General features: G+C 71.5%; 21 protein-coding genes. 14 read left to right on the top strand and 7 right to left on the bottom strand.

Translation table 11 applies throughout. From position 1 onward, the window contains the following. Positions 1-118 precede the first annotated feature (118 nt). Positions 119-691 (bottom strand): hypothetical protein, encoded by a 573-nt coding sequence (locus tag O7605_RS09505; protein WP_269738832.1) that lies wholly within the window; start codon positions 689-691, stop codon positions 119-121. A gap of 141 nt (positions 692-832) precedes the next feature. Here O7605_RS09505 and O7605_RS09500 point away from each other — a divergent pair, with 141 nt between their 5' ends. Further along, entirely contained in the window at positions 833-2,206 is a 1,374-nt protein-coding gene (locus O7605_RS09500) for a serine/threonine-protein kinase (protein WP_269738831.1), read from the top strand. On the opposite strand, the gene O7605_RS09495 is transcribed toward O7605_RS09500, so the two are convergent. Then, positions 2,187-2,738 carry a hypothetical protein gene (locus O7605_RS09495; protein WP_269738830.1) on the bottom strand — a complete coding sequence of 184 codons (552 nt, stop codon included), beginning with the start codon at positions 2,736-2,738 and terminating at the stop codon, positions 2,187-2,189. The genes O7605_RS09500 and O7605_RS09495 overlap by 20 nt on opposite strands. Next, positions 2,728-3,270: an RNA polymerase sigma factor gene (locus O7605_RS09490; protein WP_269738829.1), complete on the bottom strand. Its 543-nt coding sequence runs from the start codon at positions 3,268-3,270 to the stop codon at positions 2,728-2,730. The genes O7605_RS09495 and O7605_RS09490 overlap by 11 nt, the downstream gene beginning before the upstream one ends. A gap of 229 nt (positions 3,271-3,499) precedes the next feature. Between O7605_RS09490 and dnaE the strand changes: the two genes are divergently transcribed. Then, complete coding sequence (gene dnaE / locus O7605_RS09485; RefSeq protein WP_269738828.1) at positions 3,500-7,033, top strand: DNA polymerase III subunit alpha; 3,534 nt, start codon at positions 3,500-3,502, stop codon at positions 7,031-7,033. Positions 7,034-7,135: 102 nt separating this feature from the next. Then, a complete protein-coding gene (locus O7605_RS09480) occupies positions 7,136-8,173 on the top strand; it encodes an aminotransferase class V-fold PLP-dependent enzyme (RefSeq protein WP_269738827.1) in 1,038 nt (345 codons plus the stop codon). A gap of 150 nt (positions 8,174-8,323) precedes the next feature. Here the strand turns inward: O7605_RS09480 and O7605_RS09475 are convergent, their stop codons facing one another. Then, positions 8,324-9,181, bottom strand: coding sequence for an SPFH domain-containing protein (locus tag O7605_RS09475; protein ID WP_269738826.1), 858 nt, complete (start codon positions 9,179-9,181; stop codon positions 8,324-8,326). A 139-nt stretch (positions 9,182-9,320) separates the two neighbouring features. Here O7605_RS09475 and O7605_RS09470 point away from each other — a divergent pair, with 139 nt between their 5' ends. The 3 genes from O7605_RS09470 to O7605_RS09460 all read left to right on the top strand — a co-directional run bounded on the left by O7605_RS09470 (position 9,321) and on the right by O7605_RS09460 (position 12,246). Then, positions 9,321-9,932 (top strand): transcriptional regulator, encoded by a 612-nt coding sequence (locus O7605_RS09470; RefSeq protein ID WP_269738825.1) that lies wholly within the window; start codon positions 9,321-9,323, stop codon positions 9,930-9,932. Between the two features lie 132 nt (positions 9,933-10,064). After that, positions 10,065-11,642: an MFS transporter gene (locus O7605_RS09465; RefSeq protein ID WP_269738824.1), complete on the top strand. Its 1,578-nt coding sequence runs from the start codon at positions 10,065-10,067 to the stop codon at positions 11,640-11,642. Positions 11,643-11,646: 4 nt separating this feature from the next. Next, positions 11,647-12,246, top strand: coding sequence for a TetR/AcrR family transcriptional regulator (locus O7605_RS09460; RefSeq protein ID WP_269738823.1), 600 nt, complete (start codon positions 11,647-11,649; stop codon positions 12,244-12,246). 89 nt (positions 12,247-12,335) lie between these two features. On the opposite strand, the gene O7605_RS09455 is transcribed toward O7605_RS09460, so the two are convergent. Next, the gene (locus tag O7605_RS09455; RefSeq protein ID WP_269738822.1) at positions 12,336-14,255 is read right to left on the bottom strand and encodes a helix-turn-helix domain-containing protein; all 1,920 of its coding nucleotides are present in this window, start codon (positions 14,253-14,255) and stop codon (positions 12,336-12,338) included. 17 nt (positions 14,256-14,272) lie between these two features. Then, positions 14,273-15,055, bottom strand: a complete 783-nt coding sequence (locus O7605_RS09450; protein ID WP_269738821.1) for a 3-hydroxybutyrate dehydrogenase — start codon at positions 15,053-15,055, stop codon at positions 14,273-14,275. A 238-nt stretch (positions 15,056-15,293) separates the two neighbouring features. Here O7605_RS09450 and ruvC point away from each other — a divergent pair, with 238 nt between their 5' ends. The 8 genes from ruvC (at position 15,294) to O7605_RS09410 (ending at position 24,620) form a co-directional block, all read left to right on the top strand. Continuing rightward, a complete protein-coding gene (gene ruvC, locus O7605_RS09445; protein ID WP_269738820.1) occupies positions 15,294-15,821 on the top strand; it encodes a crossover junction endodeoxyribonuclease RuvC in 528 nt (175 codons plus the stop codon). Then, positions 15,818-16,420, top strand: a complete 603-nt coding sequence (gene ruvA, locus O7605_RS09440) for a Holliday junction branch migration protein RuvA (protein WP_269738819.1) — start codon at positions 15,818-15,820, stop codon at positions 16,418-16,420. The genes ruvC and ruvA overlap by 4 nt, the downstream gene beginning before the upstream one ends. Further along, on the top strand, positions 16,417-17,481 hold the full coding sequence (gene ruvB, locus O7605_RS09435; RefSeq protein ID WP_269738818.1) for a Holliday junction branch migration DNA helicase RuvB: 1,065 nt from the start codon (positions 16,417-16,419) through the stop codon (positions 17,479-17,481). Before ruvA ends, ruvB begins: the two co-directional genes overlap by 4 nt. A 138-nt stretch (positions 17,482-17,619) precedes the next feature. Further along, the gene (gene yajC / locus O7605_RS09430) at positions 17,620-17,958 is read left to right on the top strand and encodes a preprotein translocase subunit YajC (protein WP_269738817.1); all 339 of its coding nucleotides are present in this window, start codon (positions 17,620-17,622) and stop codon (positions 17,956-17,958) included. A gap of 282 nt (positions 17,959-18,240) precedes the next feature. Continuing rightward, positions 18,241-20,124, top strand: a complete 1,884-nt coding sequence (gene secD / locus O7605_RS09425) for a protein translocase subunit SecD (protein ID WP_269738816.1) — start codon at positions 18,241-18,243, stop codon at positions 20,122-20,124. Between the two features lies 1 nt (position 20,125). Further along, on the top strand, positions 20,126-21,319 hold the full coding sequence (gene secF / locus O7605_RS09420) for a protein translocase subunit SecF (protein WP_269738815.1): 1,194 nt from the start codon (positions 20,126-20,128) through the stop codon (positions 21,317-21,319). Between the two features lie 108 nt (positions 21,320-21,427). Then, positions 21,428-21,994 carry an adenine phosphoribosyltransferase gene (locus O7605_RS09415; RefSeq protein ID WP_269738814.1) on the top strand — a complete coding sequence of 189 codons (567 nt, stop codon included), beginning with the start codon at positions 21,428-21,430 and terminating at the stop codon, positions 21,992-21,994. Between the two features lie 196 nt (positions 21,995-22,190). Next, complete coding sequence (locus O7605_RS09410) at positions 22,191-24,620, top strand: RelA/SpoT family protein (protein ID WP_269742579.1); 2,430 nt, start codon at positions 22,191-22,193, stop codon at positions 24,618-24,620. A 167-nt stretch (positions 24,621-24,787) separates the two neighbouring features. Here O7605_RS09410 and O7605_RS09405 read toward each other — a convergent pair whose 3' ends face one another. Beyond that, on the bottom strand, positions 24,788-25,621 hold the full coding sequence (locus O7605_RS09405) for a peptidylprolyl isomerase (RefSeq protein ID WP_269738813.1): 834 nt from the start codon (positions 25,619-25,621) through the stop codon (positions 24,788-24,790). Positions 25,622-25,634 lie beyond the last annotated feature (13 nt).

Genomic DNA, 25,634 nt, shown 5'->3' with positions numbered 1-25,634 from the left:
ACCATACTGTGTGCCACACACTATTGTCTAACGCACAACGATGTAGCTCTGTCGGGCAACGCGGGACGTCCGGATATCCGGACGTCCCGCGTCGTCTCCCGTCTGTCCGTAGGCCGCCTCAGCAGGTGCCGCCCTGCCGGAAGCCACGTTCCACGAAGGACGCCGGACCGACCTGGAAGGCGCCCACGCCGGACCGGATCGGGTGCCCGGTGAACAGCTCCACCCGCGCGCCCACCCGGACCAGGTACGCCGTTGCGGTGCCCGCGTCGTTGCTGATCAGGCCGCCGCGCGGGCCGTAGATCGTCTCCAGGTCGGCGAAGGTCATGCCGACTCCCGCACCGGCGGGGGAGTAGGGCGGGACGGTGGCGGTCATCACCTCGACCAGCCGGCCGTGCCGGAAGGCCAACAGGATCACGCCCGCCCAGGCGCCGGTCGCACCGGCCCGGACCACGCCGTCGCAGGTGGCGACGGACCAGTCGATCATTCCGGCGGCGGTGAGCCGGTCGAGACCGGCACCGATCCGGTACGGCCCGGCGCCCCGCACGCTCAACACACCGGTGTCGGTGGTGACCGGCGGCTGCGCGCCCACCACCACCGAGAGGGCCGGACGCGGCAGTGGTGCGGCCTGCGCCGGAGCTGCCCCGGCGAGGCCAAGAACGGTCGCGACTGCGACATACGCGAAACGGTGCACAGAGATCGCCTCCTCGGCATCGAGTTCCTACTCTCTTCGTCTCCCCGCCCACCCCCGCGGTTCGCCCCGTCCCCACCCGCCGGGGTGGTTGCTGCGGGGACGAGGGAGGGGGAGGGTGGCGGGAGAGGGTGGGGTGGGCGGGTGGGGGTGCCGGGGCGGATCGGGGCGTACCGGGTGGAGCGCCTGCTCGGGGTGGGCTCGTTCGCGACCGTCTGGCTGGCGTACGACCCGGCGCTGGAAGTCCGGGTGGCGATCAAGGTGCTGGCGGAGAACTGGCACCACGACGTACGCGTCCGGGAACGCTTCCTGGACGAGGCCCGGCTGCTACGCCGGATGGAGGACGACCGGTTGGTCCGGGTACGCCTGGTGGGGGAGTTGGCGGACGGACGGCCCTACACGGTGCTCGACTGGGCCGACGGGGGCAGCCTCCGGGAGCGGCTCGCCGCCGGGCCCCTTCCCGTGGCGACCGCCCTGGACCTGCTCGCCGAGATCGCCGCCGGGGTGGCGGTGCTGCACCGGCACCGAGTGGTGCATCGTGACCTGACACCCGGCAACATCCTGTTCCGCTCGACCGCCGACGGTGAGCGGGTGGTCATCGCCGACCTCGGTCTGGCCAAGGCGCTCGCCGTCGCCTCCGGGCTCACCATGCGCGCCGGCACGCCCGGTTACATGGCACCCGAGCAGGACGACCCGCTCGCGGTCGTCGACGAGCGCGCCGACGTGTACGCCCTCGGCCGACTCGGCCGGCAACTGCTCGCACATCCGGTGCCGCAGCCCGTGGCGGCGGCGCTCCGGCGAGCGACCGCCACCCGACCGGACGACAGGTACCCGGACGCCGAGGCGTTTCGCACGGCCCTGCTGGCGGCGGCGCGGCAAACCCGGGATCCGACCAACCCGAGCACCGGACAGTGGCCGGCTCCCGCGCCCGGTACCCACGGCGCCGACGCCCCGGTAGCTGCCGCACCGACACGGTGGCTGCGTGCGGTCGCGCTGACGGTGATCCTGGTGGCGGCGGCCGGCACAGTCTCGGCGGACTCGGCGACGCCCAGCGGTACGGCGAGAAGTGGCCCGCTGTCCGTCGTGCTGCCGGCCGGCTGGCGGGCGGCCGGCACCGGCTGGGCCGGGCGGTACGACGCGTCCGGTCGGCTCGAACCGGCGATGGTGATCTCGCCGGAGCCGCGTCGGTGGGCCACCGACCCGAGTGTGCCGGGTGCCTTCCTCGGGCTGTCGGTGACCGCCCGACACACCGATCCGGGTACGTTCGTCGCCGCGCAACCGCATGCCGACTGCGCTCCCTCGCCACCCCGACGGGTGCGGCGCGCTGGTCTGGACTGGGTGGTCGCCCGCTTTGACTGCCCGTACGGGCGGCCGGTGCTGGTGGAGGCCGCCGCCCGGGCACCCACGGGCCTGCTCTACGCCCAGGTCGTGCCCCCACCCGGTGCCGGCGACGAGTTCGTGGACACCCTGCTCGACGGGGTACGGACACGACGACCGGTCATCGCACCACCACGGTGAGTACGTGGGTGACCGCCTCGCGGGGAATGAACACCTCCACGGTGCCGGTCCGGAGGAACCGGAGATCGACCACGCCGGCCTCGTAGTTGCTGTCCACCAGGTCCTCTCGGTCCACCGTCACCTCACCCGGTCCGATGTCCCGCAGGCGCAGCACCCCGCCGGTGGCGAAGCAGAGCGACGACGGCAACGGCCCGGGGTCGGACAGGGGCAGCTCGTACCGGACCGCGCCGAGGCAGGACTCGGACATGCTCGGGCTGGGTGCCGGGGCGCGGGTGCTCCGCTGCGGGGTGGGCGCCCGGGGCGCCGGTGCCGGCCGCGTGGTCGGCACCGTCCCGACCGTCGGTGGCGTACCGACAGGTGTTCCGCTCGGCCGGATCGACGGTGGGGAGGGCGGCGGCGCGGTGGTGGGCGCGGGTGGGCGTACCGGCAGCGGCGCGACCGGCTCGTCGGCGCAACCGCCGGCACCCGCGACGAGCGCGACGGCCAGGGCCAGCACCGTCGGGCGGAGCCGGCCGGCCAGGTCAGTCGGCACCGGTGAGCCGCTGCCGGACCTGCCGGCGGGCCTCGTGAATGCGGGACTTGACCGTGCCCACGGGTATGTCGAGCAGCTCGGCGATCTCGCGGTAGTCGAGGTCGAGCACGTCCCGCAGGGTCAGCGCCTCGGCCAGGTCCGGTCGGACCGCGTCGAGGGCCTCCAGCAGGTCGAGTCGGGTACCGGCGACCACGCTGGTGCGGCGCGGGTCGGGCCGGTCCGGCAGCGGGGCCCCGGCGGTCTCCATCAGCCACCGTCGGCGCAGCGTCCGGTAGGTCGAGCGGGCCCGGTTGGCGGTCAGCCGGTACAGCCAGGTGTGAAACGACGAGCGGCCCTCGAACCTGTCGATGCCCCGCGCCACCGCGAGCAGCGCGTCCTGGCAGGCCTCCTCCGCGTCCTCCCGGTTGGGCAGCAGCCGACCGCACAGCCGCAGCACCTCCGGACGCACCGCCGCGAGCAGCGTGTCCAGGGCCGCCCGATCGCCACGCGCCGCAGCTGCGGCCAGGTCGTCGATCCCATCCGCGAGGGTCATCGCGCCGTCCCGTGCTCGCCGGTGTTGCGGTGGCGTTCAGGCTACGCCGCCGGGACCGCCGCGTCCGGTCCCGAGTCCACCAGCTGACACGGCACGGGCGTCGGCGCCGGCCGCCGAGGCGGGTCGAGCGGACCGGCGAGCGCCGCGCGCGGCGCGCTGGAGCGACCGGCGACGGCGGGGTTAGGGTTAGCGCCGACCGACTCGATCATCCGAACCGGGGGGCCTCCGCATGGGCGATTCGTTCGCGCATCTGCACGTGCACACGGAGTACTCGATGCTCGACGGGGCGGCCCGGCTCAAGGACCTGTTCGCCGAGGTCAAGCGGCAGGGGATGCCGGCGGTGGCGATGACCGACCACGGCAACATGCACGGCGCGAACGACTTCTACAAGCAGGCGATGGCCGCCGGGGTGACCCCGATCCTGGGCATCGAGGCGTACGTGGCGCCGGAGTCACGGTTCCACAAGTCACGGGTCCGGTGGGGCCGGCCGGAGCAGAAGAGCGACGACGTCTCCGGTAGCGGTGGCTACACCCACAAGACCATCTGGGCGCGCAACAAGACCGGCCTGCACAACCTGTTCGCGCTGACCTCGCGCTCGTACACCGAGGGCTATTTCGTCAAGTGGCCCCGGATGGACGCCGAACTGCTCGCCGAGTACGCCGACGGGCTGATGGCCACCACCGGCTGTCCATCCGGTGAGGTGCAGACCCGGCTGCGGCTCGGCCACGACGCGCAGGCCCTCGAAGCCGCCGCGAAGTACCAGGAGATCTTCGGCCGGGAGAACTACTTCCTGGAGCTGATGGACCATGGCCTGGACATCGAGAAGCGGGTCCGCGACGGGCTGCTGGAAATCGGCCGCAAGCTCAACATCCCGCCGGTGGTCACCAACGACTCGCACTACACCCACGAGGCGCAGTCCGAGGCGCACGACGTGCTGCTGTGCGTACAGACCGGCAGCAACGTCGCCGACCCGAACCGGTTCAAGTTCGGCGGCAGCGGCTACTACATCAAGTCCGCCGACGAGATGCGCGGCGTGGACCACTCCGACGCCTGGCTGGAGGGCTGCCGCAACACGCTGCTGGTGGCGGAGCGGGTCGACCCGACCGGGATGTTCGAGTTCCACAACCTGATGCCGCGCTTCCCGGTCCCCGAGGGCGAGACCGAGGAGTCCTGGTTCCGCAAGGAGACCTTCGCCGGCCTGGCCCGCCGCTACCCGGAGGGCATCCCCGAGGGGCACGTCGTGCAGGCCGAGTACGAGCTGGGTGTCATCATCCAGATGGGCTTCCCGTCGTACTTCCTCGTGGTGGCCGACTTCATCCAGTGGGCCAAGGCGCAGGGCATCGCCGTCGGTCCCGGCCGTGGTTCCGCGGCCGGTTCCCTGGTCGCGTACGCCCTGGGCATCACCGACCTGGACCCGATCCCGCACGGGCTGATCTTCGAGCGGTTCCTCAACCCCGAGCGGGTCTCCATGCCGGATGTCGACATCGACTTCGACGAGCGTCGGCGCGGTGAGGTGATCAAGTACGTCACCGACAAGTGGGGCGAGGACAAGGTCGCCCAGATCGCCACCTTCGGCACGATCAAGGCGAAGGCCGCGATCAAGGACTCGGCTCGGGTGCTCGGCTACCCGTACGCGGTCGGCGACCGGATCACCAAGGCGATGCCGCCGGCGGTGATGGGCAAGGACATCCCGCTCACCGGCATCTTCGACCCGAAGCACCCGCGCTACGCCGAGGCCGGCGAGATCCGTGGCCTGTACGAGTCCGACCCCGACGTCCGCAAGGTGATCGACACCGCCAAGGGCATCGAGGGGCTGATCCGGCAGACCGGGGTGCACGCCGCCGGCGTCATCATGTCCGCCGAGCCGATCATCGAGCACATCCCGCTGATGCGCCGGGACGCCGACGGGGCGATCATCACCCAGTTCGACTACCCGACATGTGAGTCGCTCGGGTTGTTGAAGATGGACTTCCTGGGCCTGCGCAACCTGACCATCATCGACGACGCGCTGAAGAACATCGAGCTCAACCACGGACTCAAGGTCGACCTGCTCAAGCTGCCGTTGGACGACAAGCCGACGTACGAGCTGCTGGCCCGCGGCGACACCCTCGGCGTGTTCCAGCTCGACGGCGGGCCGATGCGCTCGCTGCTGCGGCTGATGAAGCCGGACAACTTCGAGGACATCTCCGCCGTCCTGGCGCTGTACCGGCCCGGCCCGATGGGCGCCAACTCGCACACCAACTACGCGCTGCGCAAGAACGGGCTCCAGGAGATCACCCCGATCCACCCGGAGCTGGCCGAGCCGCTGGAGGAGATCCTCGGCCCGACCCACGGTCTGATCGTCTACCAGGAGCAGGTGCAGCGCGCCGCCCAGGTGCTCGCCGGGTACAGCCTCGGCAAGGCCGACCTGCTGCGCCGGGCGATGGGCAAGAAGAAGAAGGAGGTCCTCGACAAGGAGTTCATCCCGTTCCGGGACGGGATGAGGAGCAACGGCTACTCCGACGAGGCCATCAAGACCCTGTGGGACATCCTCGTCCCGTTCGCCGACTACGCGTTCAACAAGGCGCACACCGCCGGGTACGGGCTGGTGTCGTACTGGACCGGCTACCTGAAGGCCAACTACCCGGCCGAGTACATGGCGGCGCTGCTGACCTCCGTCGGTGACGACAAGGACAAGATGGCCATGTACCTGTCGGAGTGCCGGCGGATGGGCATCCAGGTGCTGCCACCGGACGTGAACACCTCGGCCGGCCCGTTCACCCCGGTCGGCCGGGAGATCCGCTTCGGCCTCGGCGCGATCCGTAACGTCGGCGCGAACGTGGTCGCCGCGATCATGCGGTGCCGCGAGGAAAAGGGCGAGTACGCCGACTTCTACGACTTCCTGTCCAAGGTGGACGCGGTGGTCTGCAACAAGAAGACCATCGAATCCTTGATCAAGGCGGGGGCGTTCGACTCGCTGAAGCACCCCCGCAAGGGCCTGCTCTCCGTGCACGCCGACGCCATCGACGCGTACGCCGACGTCAAGCGCAAGGAGGCCGTCGGGCAGTACGACCTGTTCGGCGCGGGCTTCGGTGACGCCGAGGTGGCGACGAACACCACGGTCATGCCGGTCATCGCCGAGGGGGAGTGGGACAAGCGCGACAAGCTCGCCTTCGAGCGCGAGATGCTCGGCCTGTACGTCTCCGACCACCCCCTGTTCGGGTTGGAACACATCCTCGGTGCGGCGGCCGACACCACCATCGCGGCGCTGTCGGAGGAGGGCACCGTGCCCGACGGCGCGGTGGTCACCCTCGCCGGCATCCTCTCCGGCGTGCAGCGACGGGTCACCAAGCAGGGGCGGGCGTGGGCCTCGGCCACCCTGGAGGACCTGGCCGGCGGTGTGGAGACGCTGTTCTTCCCGAACACCTACGAGGTGATCGGCCAGTACATCGCCGAGGACGCGATCGTGGTGGTCAAGGGCCGGGTCGACCGGCGCGACGACACCCCGCGCATCATGGCGATGGACATGTCCCTGCCGGACGTCAGCACCAGCACCACGAACAAGCCGGTCACCCTCACCATCCCGGTGACCCGCTGCACCCCACCGCTCGTGGAACGGCTCAAGGAGACCCTGGTGCTGCACCCCGGTGACGCCGAGGTGCACGTCAAACTCCTCAACGGCACCCGCACCACCACCCTGCGCCTGAGCCCGGTCCGAGTAGCCGCCACCACCGCCCTCATGGCCGACCTGAAAAGCGTCCTGGGCCCCGCCAACGTCACCTGAGCCCCACACCCCTCCCGGTCACCCCCGTTGGGGGTGGGGGTGGGGGCCACGGGGGTGGGATTGGCGCTTAGGGGTGGGGGGCGGGGCGGTTAGCGTCGGGGTGTGGATCTGGAGCAGGCACAGAAGTTGTGGCAACCGCAGCCGGGCTGGCTGAACACCGCCAGCTACGGGTTGCCGCCCGACCCCGCCTGGGACGCGTTGCAGGACGCGCTGGCCGCCTGGCGGGTGGGGCGGGGAGCGTGGGAGGACTGGGGCACCGCCACCGACCGGTGTCGGACGGCGTTCGCCTCCCTGGTCAGCGTGCCGGTGGGCGACGTCGCGGTCGGTGCCACCGTCTCCCAGTTGCTGGCGCCGGTCGCCGCCGCGCTGCCCACCGGTGCCCGGGTGCTGGTGCCCGAGGTCGAGTTCACCTCCAACCTGTTCCCCTGGCTGGTCCAGGCCGATCGGGGCGTCGAGGTACGCACCGTCCCGCTGGCCGAGCTGGCCGCCTCGATCGACGCGGACACCGACCTGGTGGCGTTCAGCCTGGTGCAGTCCGCCGACGGCACCGTCGCCGCGTACGACGAGATCGTCGCGGCGGCCCGGGCGCACGGCGCGCTCGTCGCGGTGGACGCCACCCAGGCCTGCGGCTGGCTGCCGTTCGACGCGGCCCGTGCCGACGTCGTGGTGGCCGGCGGGTACAAGTGGCTGATGGCTCCCCGGGGCACCGCCTTCGCCTACCTGGCTCCCGGGCTGCGGGACCGGCTGCGACCCGACGCCGCCGGCTGGTACGCGGGCCGCGATCCGCACGCCTCCTACTACGGGCCGCCGCTGCGGCTGGCCGACGACGCCCGCCGGTTCGACCTGTCACCGGCCTGGTTCAGCTGGGTCGGTGCGGTACCCGCTCTGGAGTTGCTGCTGGAGATCGGCGTCGAGCAGGTGCGGGCGTACGACGTGGCGCTGGCCAACCGTTTCCTCGCCGGTCTGGGGCAGCCACCCGGGCACAGCGCGATCGTCACCGTCGAGGTGCCCGACGCGCAGGAGAAGCTGGAGCGCGCCGGGGTACGCGCGGCGGTGCGGGCCGGTCGCGTCCGGGCCTCGTTCCATCTCTACTCCACCACCGAGGACGTCGACCTGGCCCTCGACGCACTCACCTCCTGACCGCGCCGGCCACGCCGCACCGGACGGCTCGCCGGTGTGTGGCCGGCGCCCGCCGCCCGCCCTCACCCGACCGGTGAGGGCGGGCGGCACTGTCCGCAGGGCGGTCTCCCGCGATCCCTACGATGTCCGCGACGTCCCCTGACCGCCGCCTCACTTGCCGGTGATGATGCCCGGGTTGATACACAGTCCCGGCGAGCTGCCGTGCTTGTCCGCGATCTCCAGGCAGCGGGTCACCTTGTCCACCGTCGCGTTGGTCTCGGTGACCTGCTTCTGGATCTCGGCGTTGAGGCGGTCCTGTTCGAGGTTGCGGGTCTGCGCGAGCTTGTCCTGGAACGCCTTGATGTTGCCCTCGGTCTTGTCGTCGTGGTTGACCCGGGTGATGGTGACCGACAGGATCTCGACGTCGTCGGCCAGCCGCCCCTCGGCGTTGGACTTGATGCTCGCCGAGAAGGGCTTGAGGTCGACGTTCAGGTTGCCGGTCTTCGAGTCGATGCGCTCCAGCGGGTTGTAGGTGGCGAAGGCGTCGTTGACCGCGCTGTCGAGTTGGACGCCGACCCGCTGCCCCCGGAAACTCTCGAAGTCACCCTTGTAGTCCATGAACTGCTGCGGTGCGTTCTCGGGCTGGACCTGCCACTCGACCAGCACCTCGACGCACGCGTCCGCGAGGGTGCCGGTACGTACCCGCACGCACTTGTCGTTGCCGATGTGGTCGTACTTCTGCCGCCCGGCGTCCCACTCGCCGACCCGCTGCCACGGGGTGACCCATTTCAGGCCGGAACCGGTGACCTCACCGGTCGGCTTGCCGAAGCTGGTGACGATGCCGACCGAGCGGATCGGCACCGAGTGGGCGCTCGACGCGACGGTGAGGATCGCCGTGCCGGCCAGGGCGCCGACCGCCGTCAGGACGCCGATCTGCCGCACCTGGCGTTGCGAGCTGAACAGGGCGACGGCGGCGGCGACGATCGCGACGACGGCGGCGACGATGGCCAGGATGAAGCCGAAGGGCATGGCGGGACCTTTCCGGTGACGGCGCTTGCTGAGTTGATCATCAACGTAGCCGTCCGGGTCAAGGTCGTCGCGGGCGCATCCGTGGCGGGGCCACCGAACGAATCCCCCGGTGGAGACCTGTCCACTGGGAGGAAGTCTGGTGTCTGGGGTACCGATGCCGGCCGAGGTCGTGCAGATCGCGCGCAAGCGCCTGACCGCCGCCGCCGAGGAGTTCGACGGCAACCGGACCGCCGCGCTGGTCGTCGAGCTGGCCGAGGAGTGGGGAGTGGAGCGGCTGTGGGACGACGTCTGCGTGCCGGTGCTCACCGCGCGGAACGGGTGTACCCCCGCCGGGATCGCCGTCGAGCACGCCCTGTCCGAGGGCGTCCGGGTCGGTCTGGACGTGTTCCGCCGCGATCCGGCAGCCGGCCCGCCCGCCGACGGCGTGCTGCTGGCCGGGGTGGAGCAGGAGGAACACTGTCTCGGGCTGCACGCGCTCGCCGCCGGGTTGCGGGAGCGTGGCCGGGGCAGCCTGCTGGTCGGGCCGGCGCTGCCGTGGACGGCGCTGGCCAGCGCCGTTGACCGGGCCCGACCGCACACCGTAGCCGTCTGGTCCCAGTCGCCGGTGACCGGCCGGTCGTACCGCATCGGCCGCTTCGCCCGGGACTTCCCGGCGGTCCGGGTGTACGCCGCCGGGCCGGGCTGGGTCGACCCGCCCACCCCGCCGGTGACGCGGCTCGACTCGCTCTCCGCCGCCCTCCGGGTGCTGTAGGCGGGCAGGTGCGCGTCCGGTCGTCAGCCGCCTCGTGACATGGGTCATACCGATACGGATCCGTGCCGTATCGTAAATGCCCTACGCTGAACGTCGACGCGGACGGGACCGACTCGAAATCGGGGGGCGCAGATGCAGCCGAGCGAGAACACCGGACATCCGAGGAGGTGGGCGATCCTCGGGGTGCTGGTGATCAGCCTGCTCGTGGTCGTCCTCGACAACACCATCCTCAACGTCGCGCTACGCACCCTCGCCGACCCGGTGCACGGGCTCGGGGCGAGCCAGGGCGAGCTGGAGTGGTCGATCAACTCCTACACCCTGGTCTTCGCCGGGCTGCTGTTCACCTTCGGCGTGTTGGGGGACCGGGCCGGCCGCCGCAGGATGCTGCTGATCGGGCTCGCGCTCTTCGGCCTGGCGTCACTGCTGTCGGCGTACGCGCAGACTCCCGGCCAGTTGATCGCGGCCCGGGCCCTGATGGGGGTCGGCGGCGCAGCGATCATGCCGGCGACGTTGTCGATCATCTCCAACGTCTTCGACCCCCGGGAGCGAGGACGCGCCATCGGCATCTGGGCCGGCGCGGTCGGTCTGGCGGTGGCCATCGGGCCGGTCCTCGGCGGACTGTTGCTGGAACACTACTGGTGGGGCTCGGTCTTTCTGATCAACGTGCCGGTGGTAACGCTCGGCGTCATCCTGGTCGCGTCGCTGGTGCCCGAGTCACGCGATCCCGAACCGGGCCGCGTCGACGCGTTCGGTGTGCTGCTCTCCGTGGTCGGTCTGGTCGCCCTCACCTACGGCATCATCGACGGCGGCGAGCACGGCTTCGGTCGACCCCTGGTCTGGGCCTCGATCCTCGGCGGCGTCGCGGTGCTGGCCTGGTTCGTCCGGTACGAGCGACGCAGCAGTCACCCGGCGCTCGACGTCCGACTGTTCCGGGTACCCCGGTTCGCCGCCCCGGTGGCGATGATCGGGCTGGTCTTCTTCGCCGCGATGGGTGTGCTGTTCTTCAGCTCGTTCTACCTGCAACTGGTGCGCGGCTACAGCCCGCTCGAGACCGGCCTGCTCTTCCTGCCCTTCGCGGTCGCCCAACTCGTCTTCGCCCCGCGCAGCGCCACCATGGTCCGCAGGTACGGCGGCCGGGCGGTGGCGGTGGTGGGGCTGGTGCTGACCTCGGTGGCGTTGGGCGCGTTCGCCTTCGTCGACGTCGCCACGCCCATCTGGCTGGTGCTGCTCGCCTTCTTCCTGCAGGGCGTCGGGATGGCCAACATCATGCCGCCGGCGACCGAATCGATCATGTCGGCCCTGCCCCGGGAGAAGGCCGGCGTGGGCTCCGCGATCAGCAACACCATCCGGCAGGTGGCCGCCGCGCTCGGCGTCGCGGTGATCGGCTCGGTGCTGGCCGCCGGCTACCGCACCGGGATCGAACCGGCCCTGGTGGATCTGCCGCCGGCAGCCGACGCAGCGGCCGGCGAGTCCATCGCCGGCGCGTACGCCGCAGCCGGTCAGCTCGGTCCCGCGGGTCCGCGACTGGTCGCGGCGGCCAACGACTCCTTCGTCTCGGCCATGCATCTGTCGGCCACGCTGGCCGCGCTGGTCGTCGCGGCCGGCATCCTGGTGGCCCTGCGCTTCCTGCCCGGCCGGGCCAGCACCGGCGGGCCGGCGACGATCGGCGGACCCGGGTTGGCCGCCGCCGCGTCCGGGCAGGGACAATGAGTGGATGACCAGCACGGCGGACGCCGCACGACCACCCGGGCGGCCACGCAGCGTCCGAGCGGACGAGGCGATCATCGAGGCCACCCTGGATCTGCTCGCCGAGGGCAGCACCATCGAGACGATCTCGGTCGAGGCGATCGCCGCGCGGGCCGGGGTGGGCAAGGCGACCATCTACCGCCGCTGGCCGGGTAAGGACGCGCTGCTGCTCGACGCGTTGCGTCGCCTCAAGGGCGATCCTCCGCAGCCGTCCGGAGGGTCCGTCCGCGAAGACCTGATCACGCTGGTGACCGCAATCGGCCACAACGTCGACCCGCGCGCGGCGCAGATCATGCCCTGTCTGGTGCCGGAGATGAAACGCAGCCCCGAGCAGTACGCGTTCTACCAGAGCATCGTGGAGCCCCGCCGGGCCGCGATGCGGGAGGTGCTGCGCCGTGGCGTCCGCGAGGGTGAGCTGCGCGCCGACATCGACATCGAGGTGACGATGGCGATGCTCACCGGGCCGATGCTGATCCAGCGGGTGTTGAACTGGAACCCGGATCTCGACGAGGCGAACCTGCCGGAGCGGGTCGTGGACGCCGTCCTGGCTGGTATCCGCACCCGCTGAGCCGCACGTCGTGGCCGCTGCCGGCCACGGCGCCCACCGCTGCCGGCCACGGTGCCCACCGCAGTCGCCGGCGAGGTGTCCCGCGGTCCTCAGCCGGCCGGCGTACGCAGCCGGTGCAGGCGCAACGCCAGCTGCACCTCCAGGGCCCGATCCGGTCGCTGCCAGTCGGCACCGAGCAACTGCCCGACCCGCTCCAGGCGCTGGGTCACCGTGTTGACGTGCACGTGCAACTGCTCGGCGGCCCGGGCCAGGCTGCCGCCCACCCCGAAGTACGCCTCCAGGGTCCGCACCAACGCGGTGCCCCGGCGGGCGTCGTATTCGAGCACCGGCCCGATGGTCGTGCCGAGGAACCGGCTCACGTCGGCGTCGCCGTCGTCGTCGACGGCACCCAGCAGCAGCCCGACGAAACCCAGCTCGGCGCTGCTCGCCCCCTGCCCGGCCCGGCCCAGCGCGCCGAGCGCGGTCAGGCACCGGTCCGCCTCCCGGAAGGCGGCGGCCAGCGACGCCGGGCCCGTCGACGGGCCGCTGGCTCCCGCGGTCACCGGTCGCCCGGTGATCCGGGACAGGTCCCGGGCCACCGCCCGGGCGCTGCCACCGGCGTCCTGACCGGGCAGCATCAGCGCCACCCGGCCGTCGCGCGCCGCGGCCAGGCCACCCCGGGTCGAGGCGTACGTGGTGGCCCAGGAGAGCACCCGCTGCCGGGCGGAACCGGTCGCCGCGATGGCGTCGTCGCCGACGACCACCAGCACGTGCGGTGCGTCCAGGTCCACGCCCAGCCGACGGGCCCGGCTGCGCAGCGCGTCGGTGTCCCGCAGCGGCCGGGCGATCAGATCGTCGAGCAGCTCGCCCCGGACCCGTCCCTCCGCCTCGGCGACGGTACGCCGGAACAGCAGCAGCAGCGCGGTCACCAGCGCCGCCCGCTCCAGGATCCGCTGGTCGGCGTCGGCCGGCTCGTCGTCGGGACGCAGCACCAGTACGCCCAGGTTCTCCGCGCCGGCCACCACGGCCGCGTACCACAACGCACCCCGGCGTACGCTGCGCCCCTCGGTCCGCGACGCCGCGACCGCCGCCAGGATCTCCGCCCGGTCCGGCTCGTCGATCTCACCGACCTGGGCCAGCCGCCGTCCCTCGGCGTCCAGCGCCAGCAGCGCGCCACCGAGCACGTCGGTGACGGCTGAGGCCACGTCCTCCACCCCGCCACCGCGCAACACCAGCGCGGTCATCCGGTCGTGCGCCGCCGCGGCCCGCTCCACCGAACTGCTGTGCGCCCGGATCGTGGTGTTCGCCGACGACAGCTCCGCCAACGCCGAGCGGGTCTCGGCCAGCAGCCGCGCGGTGTCGATCGCCACCGCGGCGTGGGCCGCCAGGGAGAGCAGCAGCGCCACCTCCTCGCGGGCGAACGGCCGGGCCGAACGGTTGGCCGCGTAGAGCACGCCGATGCTCGTCGAGCCGAGTCGCAGCGGCACCCCGAGAATGGCGACCAGCCCTTCCTCGCCCACCCCGGCGTCGATCTCGCGGGTGTGGTGGAACCGCTCGTCCTGCGGATAGTTCGCGGTCACGTAGGGGGCGCTGGACTGGGCCACCAGGCCGCCGAGCCCGGCGCCCATGGGCAGCCGGAGCCGTTGGAACCGGGCGGAGACCGATCCGTCGGTCACCCGCATGTAGGTGTCGCCGCGCTCGGCGTCGTCGAGCGTCATGTAGGCGACGTCCGCGCCGAGCAGGTGCCGGGCCCGGTGCACGATCGCCCGCAGCACCTCGTCCAGGTCGCGCAGCCCGGCCAGGTCGCTGACCGTGTCGTACAGGCCGGACAGCTCGCTCTCCCGACGGCGGCGACGTTCCAGCAGCGCCCGCACGCGCAGCGCCACCGTCTTGGCCTGTTCCAACTCGGCGAGGCGTTCGGCGGGCAGCCCGGCCGAGCGGGCGGCGACCAGCGGTCCCTCGAACTCGACCGCGGCGGCCTCCCGGGCGAGCAGTTCCAGGAACTCCACCGGCGAGGACATGACCGACATTCTGCGGGTGGCCGGCGTCAGTTCGCCGTCCAACCCCCGTCGAGCGCGATCGAGGCACCGGTGAGGAAGCCCGCCGGCGGCGAGCAGAGGTAGGCCAGCAGTTCCGCCACCTCCTCCGGCTCAATCAGCCGCTTGACCGCCGCGCGGGCCAACATGATCTTTTCGATCACCTCGGACTCGGGGATGCCGTGAGCGGTCGACTGGTCGGCGATCTGGCTCTCCACCAGCGCGGTACGCACGTACGCCGGGTTGATGCAGTTGGCCGTCACCCCGTGCGCCGCGCCCTCCAGCGCCACCACCTTCGACAGCCCTTCCAACGCGTGTTTCGCCGAGACGTACGCCGCCTTGTACGGCGAGGCGCGCAGCCCGTGCACCGAGGAGATGTTCACGATCCGGCCCCAGCCACGGGCATACATGTGCGGCAACGCCCGCCGGATCAGCAGGAACGGCGCCTCCACCATCACCCGCTGGATGTATTCGAAACGCTCGACCGGAAAATCCTGGAGCGGCGCCACGTGTTGCAGCCCGGCGTTGTTGACCACGATGTCGACGTCGGCGTCCAGCGCGTCCACCGCCGCCGGATCGGCGAGGTCCACCCCCTCGGCCCGGCCGCCGGCCTCGGCGGCCACCAGCTTGGCCGCCTCGACGTTGCGGTCGACCACCACGACCGTGGCGCCGGCCGCGGCCAGCCGCAGGGCGCAGGCCCGGCCGATGCCACCGCCCCCGCCCGTGACGAGGGCGGTACGACCGGTCAGGTCGACGTTCACGACGTGGGGGACCGCCACGGGTTCTGCCGTCATGGCGCATGAAGTTACGAGCTGTGTGGTCGGGCGCACATGGGATGGCGGCACATACTCCCGCCGTACTGTGTGGTCGTCCGCTACATCTGCGCCGCGGTCGCCACGGCGGTCGCGGTTCCGCGTGGCCGCCCGGTCGTCCCGGTCGCGCCGGGGCGGGGCGTGTCCCGCGACGCGCCGTGGTAGCGGCATCGGTAGGGTGTCGAACACACGTACTGTCCGGCGGCTGGAGGGAGGCGGCGTGCGGGTGCTCGGCGTCGATCCGGGACTGACCCGGTGCGGCGTCGGCGTGGTCGAGGGGGTGCCCGGCCGGCCCTGCACGCTCATCGCCTACTACGTGGTCTACACCGACCCGGCCGACGAGCTGCCCACCCGCCTGCTGCACCTGGACCGTTCGCTGACCGAGCTGGTCGCCGAGCACCGGCCGGACAGCGTGGCCGTGGAGCGGGTGTTCAGCCAGCACAACGTGCGAACGGTGATGGGCACCGCCCAGGCCAGCGGGATAGCGGTGCTGGCCGGGGCGCGCGCCGGGCTGCCGGTGCAGACCTACACCCCGAGCGAGGTGAAGGCCGCGGTGACCGGTTCCGGTCAGGCGGACAAGGCACAGATGACCGCGATGGTCACCCGACTGCTGCGGCTGCCCGAGCCGCCCCGGCCGGCGGACGCCGCGGACGCCCTCGCGCTGGCCATCTGCCACGTGTGGCGTGGCGGCACCCGGTCCAAACTGGCCGCCGCGGCGGACCGGGTCAGACGAGGAGGAGCGAGATGATCGCCAGTGTGCGTGGCGTGGTGACCGGCACCGGCCCGGACCACGCGGTGATCGAGGTCGGCGGCGTGGGCCTGGCCGTGCAGTGCGCCCCCGGCACCCTCGCCGACCTGCGGGTCGGTCAGCCGGCCCGGCTGGCCACCAGCCTCGTCGTCCGGGAGGACTCGCTCACCCTCTACGGCTTCGCCGACGACGACGCCAAGGCGCTGTTCGAGCTGTTGCAGACCGCCAGTGGCGTCGGTCCGCGGCTGGCCCAGGCGGTGCTCGCGGTGCACACCCCCGACGCGGTACGCAAGGCCATCGCCAACGCCGACACGGCGGCGCTGACCCGGGTCCCGGGCATCGGCAAGAAGGGTGCCGAACGGCTGGTGCTGGAGCTGCGCGACCGGATCGGCCCGGTGCCGGTGGGCGCCGACGGCGCGGCCGGGGTGACCGGCGGCGCCTGGCCGGACCAGGTCCGCCAGGCGTTGATCGGGCTCGGCTGGACGGCCGGCCAGGCCGACCAGGCGGTCGCCGCCGTCGCCGAGACCGTCGACGGTCCCACCCCGCCGGTGCCGGTGCTGTTGAAGCAGGCGATCCGGCTGCTGGGTCGGACCCGATGAGCAACGAGAACCTGGTCTCGGCGTACGTCAGCGACGCGGAGCTGGACGCGGAGGTCAGCGTCCGGCCGAAGCGCCTGTCCGAGTTCATCGCCCAGGACCGGGTTCGCGACCAGCTCGACCTGCTACTTCAGGGCGCCATGCGGCGCGGCTCGCCGCCCGACCACATCCTGCTCTCGGGCCCGCCGGGCCTGGGCAAGACCAGCCTCGCCAACATCGTCGCCGCCGAGTTGGGCACCGGCATCCGGGTGACCAGCGGGCCGGCCATCGAACGCTCCGGTGACCTGGCGGCGATCCTGACCAGCCTGGCCGAGGGCGACGTGCTCTTCATCGACGAGATCCACCGGATCGCCAGGCCGGCGGAGGAACTGCTCTACAGCGCGATGGAGGACTTCCGGGTCGACGTGGTGGTTGGCAAAGGGCCCGGGGCCACCGCCATCCCGCTCGACGTGGAGCCGTTCACGCTGGTCGGCGCGACCACCCGGTCGGGTCTGCTCACCGGCCCGATGCGGGACCGGTTCGGCTTCGTGGCGCACCTGGACTTCTACTCGCCGGCCGACCTGGAGACGCTGCTGCACCGCTCGGCCCGCATCCTCGGGGTGCCGATCACCGAGGACGGGGCGGCGGAGATCGCCGGCCGGTCCCGGGGCACGCCCCGGATCGCCAACCGGCTGCTGCGCCGGGTGCGGGACTTCGCCGAGGTACGCGCCGACGGCGTGGTCACCGTCGCGACCGCGCAGGCGGCCCTGACCGTGTACGACGTGGACGCCCTCGGGTTGGACCGGCTCGACCGGGCGGTGCTGACCGCGCTGGTGGACTCGTTCCGGGGTGGTCCGGTCGGCCTGTCGACGCTGGCCGTGGCGGTGGGGGAGCAGCCGGACACGGTCGAGGAGGTCTGTGAGCCGTTCCTGGTGCGGGCCGGGCTGCTGGCGCGTACGCCCCGGGGGCGGGTGGCCACCGAGGCCGCCTGGCACCATCTGGGCCGTACGCCACCGAATGGTACATTTGCCGCAGAAGCTCCTACCGTGCCCGATCTGTTCTCCCTGGACGGCGGCGAGCCGTGATCCGTTCGTGATCTGTGCCGCATTCGGCGTTCCCAGATAGAGCGACTAGACTCGCCGCGGTCTGTACAGGACGTGAAAATCCGCCTCCGTTGCGGCGCCGACGCGCCGGTGCGGCGGCCAATGGGAAGGTCGACAACCGTGCACTACGCAGCAGATGGCGGCGGAGCGGGAGGCTTCACGCCGATCCTCATGATCGCTCTGCTCTTCGGCGTCATGTATTTCATGATGATCCGTCCGCAGCAGAAGCGCCGCCGCGAGGCCGAATCGATGCAGGCCAACCTCTCCGTGGGCGACGAGGTGGTCACCATCGGCGGCCTCTACGGCACGGTCACCGGTGTCGAGGACGACAGCGTCCTGCTGGAGGTCGCTCCCGGAGTGCAGACCCGCTACGCCCGTCCGGCGATCGCCCGGGTGGTCACCCCGGTCGAGCGCCCGGTCGAGTCGCCCGCCGAGGAGTCCGACTCCGTCAAGGACTGACGTCGAGTCCCAACCGGGTTGCCGGTCCACCGGCGGCTCGGACGGGAGGTGCCCGCACGCGTCCCCGAGCGGGTACCATCCCCGATCCGCGCATTGAGACAATTGGATAGCAGGCCGACGTCGGGCGTCGGCGCGCCGGCTCGTACCCGGTCCACGCGTGCGCGTCGACCACCCGGGCGGCGTCAGCCCGGGCGCCGTCAGGTAGGCAGACCGCCGGCCTGGGACTCCGGCCGACCCGCCGCCGCGCCCGCGGCGGCGTGACCACAGGGAGACAGGACAGCCGTGGCACCACCTCAGGGACAGATGCGCCCGGGACGGCAGTTGGCCGTGCTCGGGGCCATCTTCGTCGTCCTCTATCTTTTGGTGTTCTTCTCGGGCGGCGCCAGCGGTGGCTGGAAGGACCGGCTCGAACCCCGCCTCGGTCTTGACCTGGTCGGCGGCACGCGGCTCACGCTGGAGGCCACCAACACCCTCGACGGCCGGGCCCCGACGGCGGAGAACCTGGAGCGGGCCCGCCAGATCATCGAGAGCCGGGTCAACGCGTACGGTGTGGCCGAGGCCGAGGTGGTCACCGAGGGCGACCGCAACATCGTCGTCTCCCTGCCCGGCGAGAACCGCGAACTCAACGAGGTCGGCAGCGCCGCCGAGCTGCGCTTCCGGAAGGTGCTGAAGATCGCCGACGGCAGCGGCTCGATCCCGTCGCCGGCACCGACCGGAAGCCCCTCGGCGACCCCGTCCGGCTCCCCGAGCCCCGAGGCCACCCCGTCCGGTTCCGCGAGCCCCACGCCCGACGCCGAGGCCACCTCGTCGCCGGACGCCGGTGGCCAGGGCGGTGGCGCGCCGACGCCGACGCCGTCGGCGACCCCGTCGCCCACCGCGAGCGAAGAGGTGCCGCAGAGCATCGAGGAGCAGCGCCGGGCCGTCGAGCAGAAGGTCGGCGCCGAGGCGTGGGCCGCGGCGAGCGGGTTGCAGGCGCCGGCCGACCTGAGCGCCGACCCGTCGCTGGCCGAGAAGCTCAAGCCGTTCGGCGAGCTCAGTGGCCGCGAGGTCGCGGTGCTGCCGGCGCAGATGCAGTTCAACGTGCCGACGATCAGCTGCGCCCAACTCGACGAACGGCCCCCGGCGTCCATCTCCGACCCGGAGCAGCAGGTCGTCGCCTGCGAGGGCGGGTACGCCAAGAACCTGCTGGACGTGGCGAAGGTGCTCGGCACCGACGTCTCCGACGCCAACGCGGTGCGCGACCAGACCAGCCAGTGGGTGGTCAGCCTGAACTTCACCAGCTCGGGCCAGGACAAGTGGACCGCGCTGACCCGCGAGGCGTTCAACAACGAGGGCCAGGCGTGCGACGCGTCCGCGCTCGGCGACGAGGGCAAGTGCCGGGTCGCCGTGGTGCTGGACAACAAGATCATCTCGTCGCCGCAGATCCAGGGTGTGCTCACCGGCAACTCCCAGATCACCGGCAACTTCAGCAACGCCGAGGCCAGCGAGCTGGCCGGCTACCTCAGCTACGGCGCCCTGCCGGTCACCTTCGAGGCGCAGGAGCAGCAGAACGTCACCGCGACCCTGGGCGCCAGCCACCTGCGGGCCGGTCTGCTGGCGGCCGGCATCGGCATGCTGCTGGTCATCATCTACTCGTTCTTCTACTACCGGCTGCTCGGCTCGGTGATCTTCCTGAGCCTGGTGCTGTCGGCGTTGCTGCTCTTCGGCGCCCTGGTGGTGCTCGGCCGGCAGATCGGCTTCACGCTCACCCTCGCCGGCATCGCCGGCATCATCGTCTCGCTCGGTGTGGCGGCGGACTCGTTCGTCATCTACTTCGAACGCCTCAAGGACGAGATCCGGGAGGGCCGCAGTCCGCGTAGCGCGGTACCCCGGGCCTGGGTCCGGGCCCGCCGGACGATCATCTCCGCCAACGCGATCACGATCATGTCGGCGCTGGTGCTCTACATCGTCTCGGTCGGCACGGTGAAGGGCTTCGCCTTCGCCCTCGGCCTGGCCACGGTGCTCGACCTGCTCGTGGTCTTCCTCTTCCGGCACCCGATCATGACGATGTTCGCCCGTACCAAGGCGTTCCTGTCCCCACGGGTCAGCGGCCTGGGCCGGGCGTTGCCGGCCCGGTCGTCGGAGCCGGCCCCGTCGTCCCGCAACCAGCGTGTCAAGGAGGCCTGAGATGGCTGAGACTGGTCTGGCAGCCCGCCTCTACCGAGGTGAGGCCGGCCTCAACATCGTCGGCCGGCGCAAGATGTGGTTCACCGTCGCCGCCGTGCTGGTGCTGATCGCGCTCGGCAGCGTCATCTTCCGGGGCTTCAGCCTCGGCATCGAGTTCGCCGGCGGCAACTCCTTCCAGGTGCCGACCAGCGTCGGCACCCTGGAGCAGGTGGAGGACCGGGCGGGCGAGGTGCTGGCCACCGCGGGTGAGGGTGGCCGGGTGGTCACCACCCAGGAGGTCGGCGGTGGCGGTGGCGAGTTCTACGAGCTGCGCACCACCGAACTGGACGCCGAGCAGGCCGAGGCGGTCCGGACCGAGCTGGGTCAGGTGTTCAACATCGACCCGGCGGAGATCGCCAGCAACCGGGTCAGCGAGGCGTGGGGCAGCCAGGTGACCAACCGGGCCCTGCTCGGTCTGGTGATCTTCCTGGCGCTGGTGACGGTCTACCTGGTCCTGCGGTTCGAGTGGCAGATGGCGGTCGGGGCGATCTTCGCCCTGGTGATGAACCTGATCCTCACCGCCGGCCTCTACTCGATCGTCGGCTTCGAGGTCACTCCGTCGACGATCATCGGATTCCTCACCATCCTGGGCTTCGCCCTGTACGACGTGGTGGTGGTCTTCGACAAGGTGCAGGAGAACACCAGAGGCATCACCGCGAACAACAACCAGACCTATGGCGAGGCGGCCAACCTGGCCGTGAACCAGAGCCTGATGCGGTCGATCAACACCTCGGTGGTCGCCCTGCTCCCGGTCGGCGGCATCCTGTTCATCGGTGCCGGCCTGCTCGGTGCCGGCACCCTGAAGGACCTCGGCCTGGTGCTCTTCGTCGGTATGGCGATGGCCTTCCTCACCTCGATCACCCTGGCCACCCCGCTGCTGGTGGTGCTGAAGAACCGCGACCCGCGGATCCAGGCGCACAACAAGCGGGTGCTGGCCCGACGGTCCACGGCCGGCCGGGGCGAAACCCCGGCCAAGGCGGCTGGTACGCCGCGCCCGGTCGAGCGGGACGAGGAGCCGGTCACCGCGGAGACCGGCGCCCTCGCCGGTGCCGCCGCGCCGAAGGTGGGCGCCCGGCCGGCGGGCAAGCGTTCCGGCGGTGCCCGGGGCGGCCGTCCCGGTGGTGGCAACCGTCCGGGCGGCGGAAAGCGACGCTGAGGACGCCCGGGGCGACCCGGTAGGAACAGGTACCGGCGGCGTCCTGCATGCTGTGCGAGCAGTGTGCGGGACGCCGCCGTCGTCGTGTGGAAGGGAAGCGGAACTGCCGTGACGGAGACCCACAGCACCGGGGTACGCGGGGACAGCGGGCCGGAGATGGCCCGACTGGTGGCCAGCCGGGTGCTCGACGTGCCCGACTTCCCCAAGCCCGGCGTCATGTTCAAGGACCTGATGCCGTTGTTCGCCGACGGTGCCGCCTTCCGGGACGTGATCGACGGGATCGTCGCGTACCACGGGCGGGAGTCCTTCGACGCCGTGGTCGGCATCGAGGCGCGGGGCTTCGTGGTCGCCGCCGCGATCGCGTACGCGACGGGGGTCGGGGTGGTGCCGGTGCGTAAGGCCGGCAAGTTGCCCCGGCCGGCGTACGCCGCCTCCTACGAACTGGAGTACGGCGAGGCCACGCTCGAGGTGCACCAGGACGCCTTCACCGCCGGACACCGGGTGCTGGTGGTCGACGACGTGCTCGCCACCGGTGGCACGGCCGCGGCCACGCTGGACCTGGTGGAGCGGGCGGGCGGCACCGTGGCGGGCTGCACCGTGCTGCTGGAGCTGTCGTTCCTCGGCGGGCGCGACCGGCTGGCCCCGCGTCCCGTGCATGCCCTGTTGACCGTTTGAGGCGGCGGCGACCTCGGACGGGCCCGGCACCGACCGTCCGGCGGAGCGGCACGGCCCTCCGGGTGGGGGTAGCATTGCCCATTGCTGACCGGGCGGTTACCCGTCTGAGCGGCGCTAGACCAGACCGGCCGGCGCACGGTCGGTGTCGTCTCGGCGAGCGGTGAGGAGGCCGGTGTCCCACGAGGTCGTTCCTCCGGTGGAGGGCACGGTGCACCCGACAGGTGACGCGGAGGGCTCGCTGACCGACCGCAACGGCGCCGCGGCGGCGCCGGACGGCGGGTCGGGGGCGGCGGCGCAGCAGACCGACGAGCCGGTTCGTCCGGCCGCCGACGCCGGCGATTCCTCGGCGGCCGGTGGCTTCGGCCTGTCCCACGCGCCCACCGGGCGGCGGGTCCGGGCACGGCTCGCCCGGTTCAACGCGCCGTGGCAGTCCTCGCAGGTCAGTGAGGTGCTGGAGCCGCTTATCGCGTCACACCGGGAGAATCACCCCAAGGCCGACGCGCGGCTGTTGCAGCGGGCCTTCGACACGGCGGCGCGCTGGCACTCCGGGCAGTACCGCAAGTCCGGCGACCCCTACATCACCCACCCACTGGCGGTGGCGACCATCCTGGCGAACCTGGGCATGGACACCACCACGCTGGTGGCGGCGCTGCTGCACGACACCATCGAGGACACCGAGTACACCCTCGACCAGATGCGGTCCGACTTCGGTGGTGAGGTCGCGCTGCTGGTCGACGGGGTGACCAAGCTCGACAAGGTCAAGTTGGGCGACGCGGCGAAGGCCGAGACGATCCGCAAGATGGTCGTCGCCATGGCCAAGGATCCACGCGTCCTGGTGATCAAGTTGGCCGACCGGCTGCACAACATGCGGACGCTCACCTTCCTGCCGCGTCCGAAGCAGGAACAGAAGGCGAAGGAGACGCTGGAGATCCTCGCTCCGCTGGCCCACCGGCTCGGTATGAACACCATCAAGTGGGAGCTGGAGGATCTGGCGTTCGGGACGTTGTTCCCGAAGCGGTTCGAGGAGATCAACCGGCTGATCGGGGAGCACCAGCCGCAGCGGGAGGCGTTGCTGCGGCAGGTGACCCAGAAGGTGCAGACCGACCTGAAGGCCGCCAAGATCAAGGCGGAGACGACCGGCCGACCGAAGCACCTCTACTCGATCTACCAGAAGATGATCGTGCGGGGGCGCGACTTCAACGACATCTACGACCTGGTGGGTGTGCGGATCCTGGTCGACACGGTGCGGGACTGCTACGCCGCGCTGGGGGTGATCCACGCGAACTGGCAGCCGGTGCCGGGCCGGTTCAAGGACTACATCGCCATGCCGAAGTTCAACATGTACCAGTCGCTGCACACCACGGTGATCGGGCCGACCGGCAAGCCGGTGGAGATGCAGATCCGCACGTACGCGATGCACCGTACGGCGGAGTTCGGCATCGCGGCGCACTGGAAGTACAAGGAGCACAAGGGCACCCAGATCGTCGGCCCGCCGGCGCACATCGACGAGATGACCTGGCTGCGGCAGTTGCTGGACTGGCAGCGGGAGGCCGCCGACCCGAGCGAGTTCCTGGACGCGTTGCGGTTCGACCTGTCCAGCCAGGAGGTGTACGTCTTCACCCCGAAGGGCGACGTGATCCCGTTGCCGACGGGTTCGACGCCGGTGGACTTCGCGTACGCGGTGCACACCGAGGTGGGGCACAAGTGCATCGGGGCGCGGGTCAACGGCAAGTTGGTGCCGCTGGAGTCGACGCTGTCCAACGGCGACGTGATCGAGATCTTCACCTCCAAGTCCGACACCGCCGGCCCGACCCAGGACTGGCTCGGCTTCGTCAAGAGCCCCCGGGCGCGGACGAAGATCCGGCAGTACTTCAACAAGGAGCGCCGCGAGGAGGCGATCGAGGAGGGCAAGGACGCCATCGTCAAGGCGATGCGCAAGCAGGGCATGCCGTTGCAGCGGATGCTCACCTCCGACAACCTGATGGCCATCGCCCGGGACCTGCACCTGGCCGACGTGGCGTCGCTGTACGCGGCGGTCGGCGACAGCCAGGTCTCCGCCCAGTCGGTGGTGCAGAAGCTGATGGCCTCCTACGGCGGCGAGGAGGGCGCGGCGGAGGACATCGCCGAGACCGCCGTGGCCACCCGCCCGCCGCGCAGCCGCGCCTCCAGCCACGACCCGGGTGTGGTCGTACGCGGCGTCAGCGACGTGTGGATCAAGCTGGCCCGCTGCTGCACCCCGGTGCCGCCGGACTCGGTCTTCGGTTTCGTGACCCGATCCGGCGGGGTCAGCGTGCACCGCGACGACTGCGCCAACGCGGAGGACCTGCGCGCCCAGGGCGAGCGGGTGGTCGAGGTCAACTGGAAGCTGACCTCCGCCTCGACGTTCCTGGTGGCGATCCAGGTGGAGGCGCTCGATCGGCACAAGCTGCTCGCCGACGTCACCCGGGTGCTCTCCGAGGAGCGGGTCAACATCCTCTCCGCCACCGTCACCACCACCCGCGACCGGGTGGCGGTGAGCCGGTTCAGCTTCGAGATGGCCGACCCCAAACACCTGGGCCACCTGCTGGCGGCCGTACGCAAGGTAGACGGCGTCTTCGACGCCTACCGCGTAACCTCCGGCGCCTAACCCATCCCCTCCCACCCACCACCCACCCGCGTTGATCATGAAGTTGTTGTCACCCGCACGGCGTGTCGTGGGTAACAACTTCATGATCAACGGAGGCGGACGCGGCGTGGGGACAGGGAAGCGCCCGCCGGGACTGCCGGCGGGCGCTTCGTGGGTTGGTGCGGAGGTCAGGCGTCGGTCATGGTGAGGTCGGTGATGACGACCTCCTTCTTGGGGTGACCGCCGCCGGCCTGCTGGGCGAACGCGCCGTCGTCGCCGGCCGCCGCGACGTCCTTGACGATGTCCATCCCACCGGTGATCGTGCCGAGGACGGTGTAGTTCGGGTCCAGCGGCGAGTCGCCGTACACGATGAAGAACTGGCTGCCGCTGCTGGCCGGCTGACCCGAGTTGGCCATCGCGATGACGCCCTCCGGGTACGGCGGTCGCTTGTCGGCCGGCAGGTTCTCCTCCACCATCCGGTAGCTCGGGCCGCCGGTGCCGTCGGTGTCCCGCCAGCCCTCGCCGGTGGCGCTCGGGTCACCGCACTGGAGCACCTTGATGCCCTCGGTCACCAGCCGGTGGCACTTGGTGTTGTCGAAGAAGTTCTGCTCGGCCAGGTGGGTGAAGCTGCCCGCCGTGCACGGCACCGCGGACCTGTCGATCCGGGCGGTGATCGGGCCGAGGTTCGTGGTGATCGTCATGGTCTGGACGCCAACCGTGCTCTGCTGGGTGTCCGGCAGCCCGACGTCCTTGACCTGCGGGGTGCGCTCACCCTCGGGCAACTCGACCCAGTCGCACTGCACCGTGTTGGCGTCCTGGGCCGCGTTGTCGGTGCCGCTGTCGTCGCCGAGCACGTTGCTGACCAGCCAGGCCGTGCCGGCGACCACCAGCAGCAACACCACGCCGGCCCCGACGACCGCCTGCGTCTGGCGGCGCTTACGGGCCCGAGCGGCCCGCTCGGCCATCTCCTTCTCGAGCCGGGCGCGGGCCGCCGCGCGCTGCCGCTCTCTGGTGGACGTCACGCCTCGATCCTCC

This window comes from Verrucosispora sp. WMMA2121 (assembly GCF_027460185.1).
Taxonomy (GTDB): Bacteria; Actinomycetota; Actinomycetes; order Mycobacteriales; family Micromonosporaceae; genus Micromonospora; species Micromonospora palythoicola.
This window is presented reverse-complemented; position numbering and strand designations above follow the sequence as displayed.

What these genes read in the sequence shown, in the direction of transcription:
- O7605_RS09490 (WP_269738829.1), bottom strand. Translation starts at nt 3,270, where the DNA reads ATGACCCTCGCGGATGGGATCGACGACCTGGCCGCAGCTGCGGCGCGT.
- dnaE (WP_269738828.1), top strand. Translation starts at nt 3,500, where the DNA reads ATGGGCGATTCGTTCGCGCATCTGCACGTGCACACGGAGTACTCGATG.
- O7605_RS09475 (WP_269738826.1), bottom strand. Translation starts at nt 9,181, where the DNA reads ATGCCCTTCGGCTTCATCCTGGCCATCGTCGCCGCCGTCGTCGCGATC.
- O7605_RS09465 (WP_269738824.1), top strand. Translation starts at nt 10,065, where the DNA reads ATGCAGCCGAGCGAGAACACCGGACATCCGAGGAGGTGGGCGATCCTC.
- O7605_RS09460 (WP_269738823.1), top strand. Translation starts at nt 11,647, where the DNA reads ATGACCAGCACGGCGGACGCCGCACGACCACCCGGGCGGCCACGCAGC.
- O7605_RS09455 (WP_269738822.1), bottom strand. Translation starts at nt 14,255, where the DNA reads ATGTCGGTCATGTCCTCGCCGGTGGAGTTCCTGGAACTGCTCGCCCGG.
- O7605_RS09450 (WP_269738821.1), bottom strand. Translation starts at nt 15,055, where the DNA reads ATGACGGCAGAACCCGTGGCGGTCCCCCACGTCGTGAACGTCGACCTG.
- ruvA (WP_269738819.1), top strand. Translation starts at nt 15,818, where the DNA reads ATGATCGCCAGTGTGCGTGGCGTGGTGACCGGCACCGGCCCGGACCAC.
- ruvB (WP_269738818.1), top strand. Translation starts at nt 16,417, where the DNA reads ATGAGCAACGAGAACCTGGTCTCGGCGTACGTCAGCGACGCGGAGCTG.
- secF (WP_269738815.1), top strand. Translation starts at nt 20,126, where the DNA reads ATGGCTGAGACTGGTCTGGCAGCCCGCCTCTACCGAGGTGAGGCCGGC.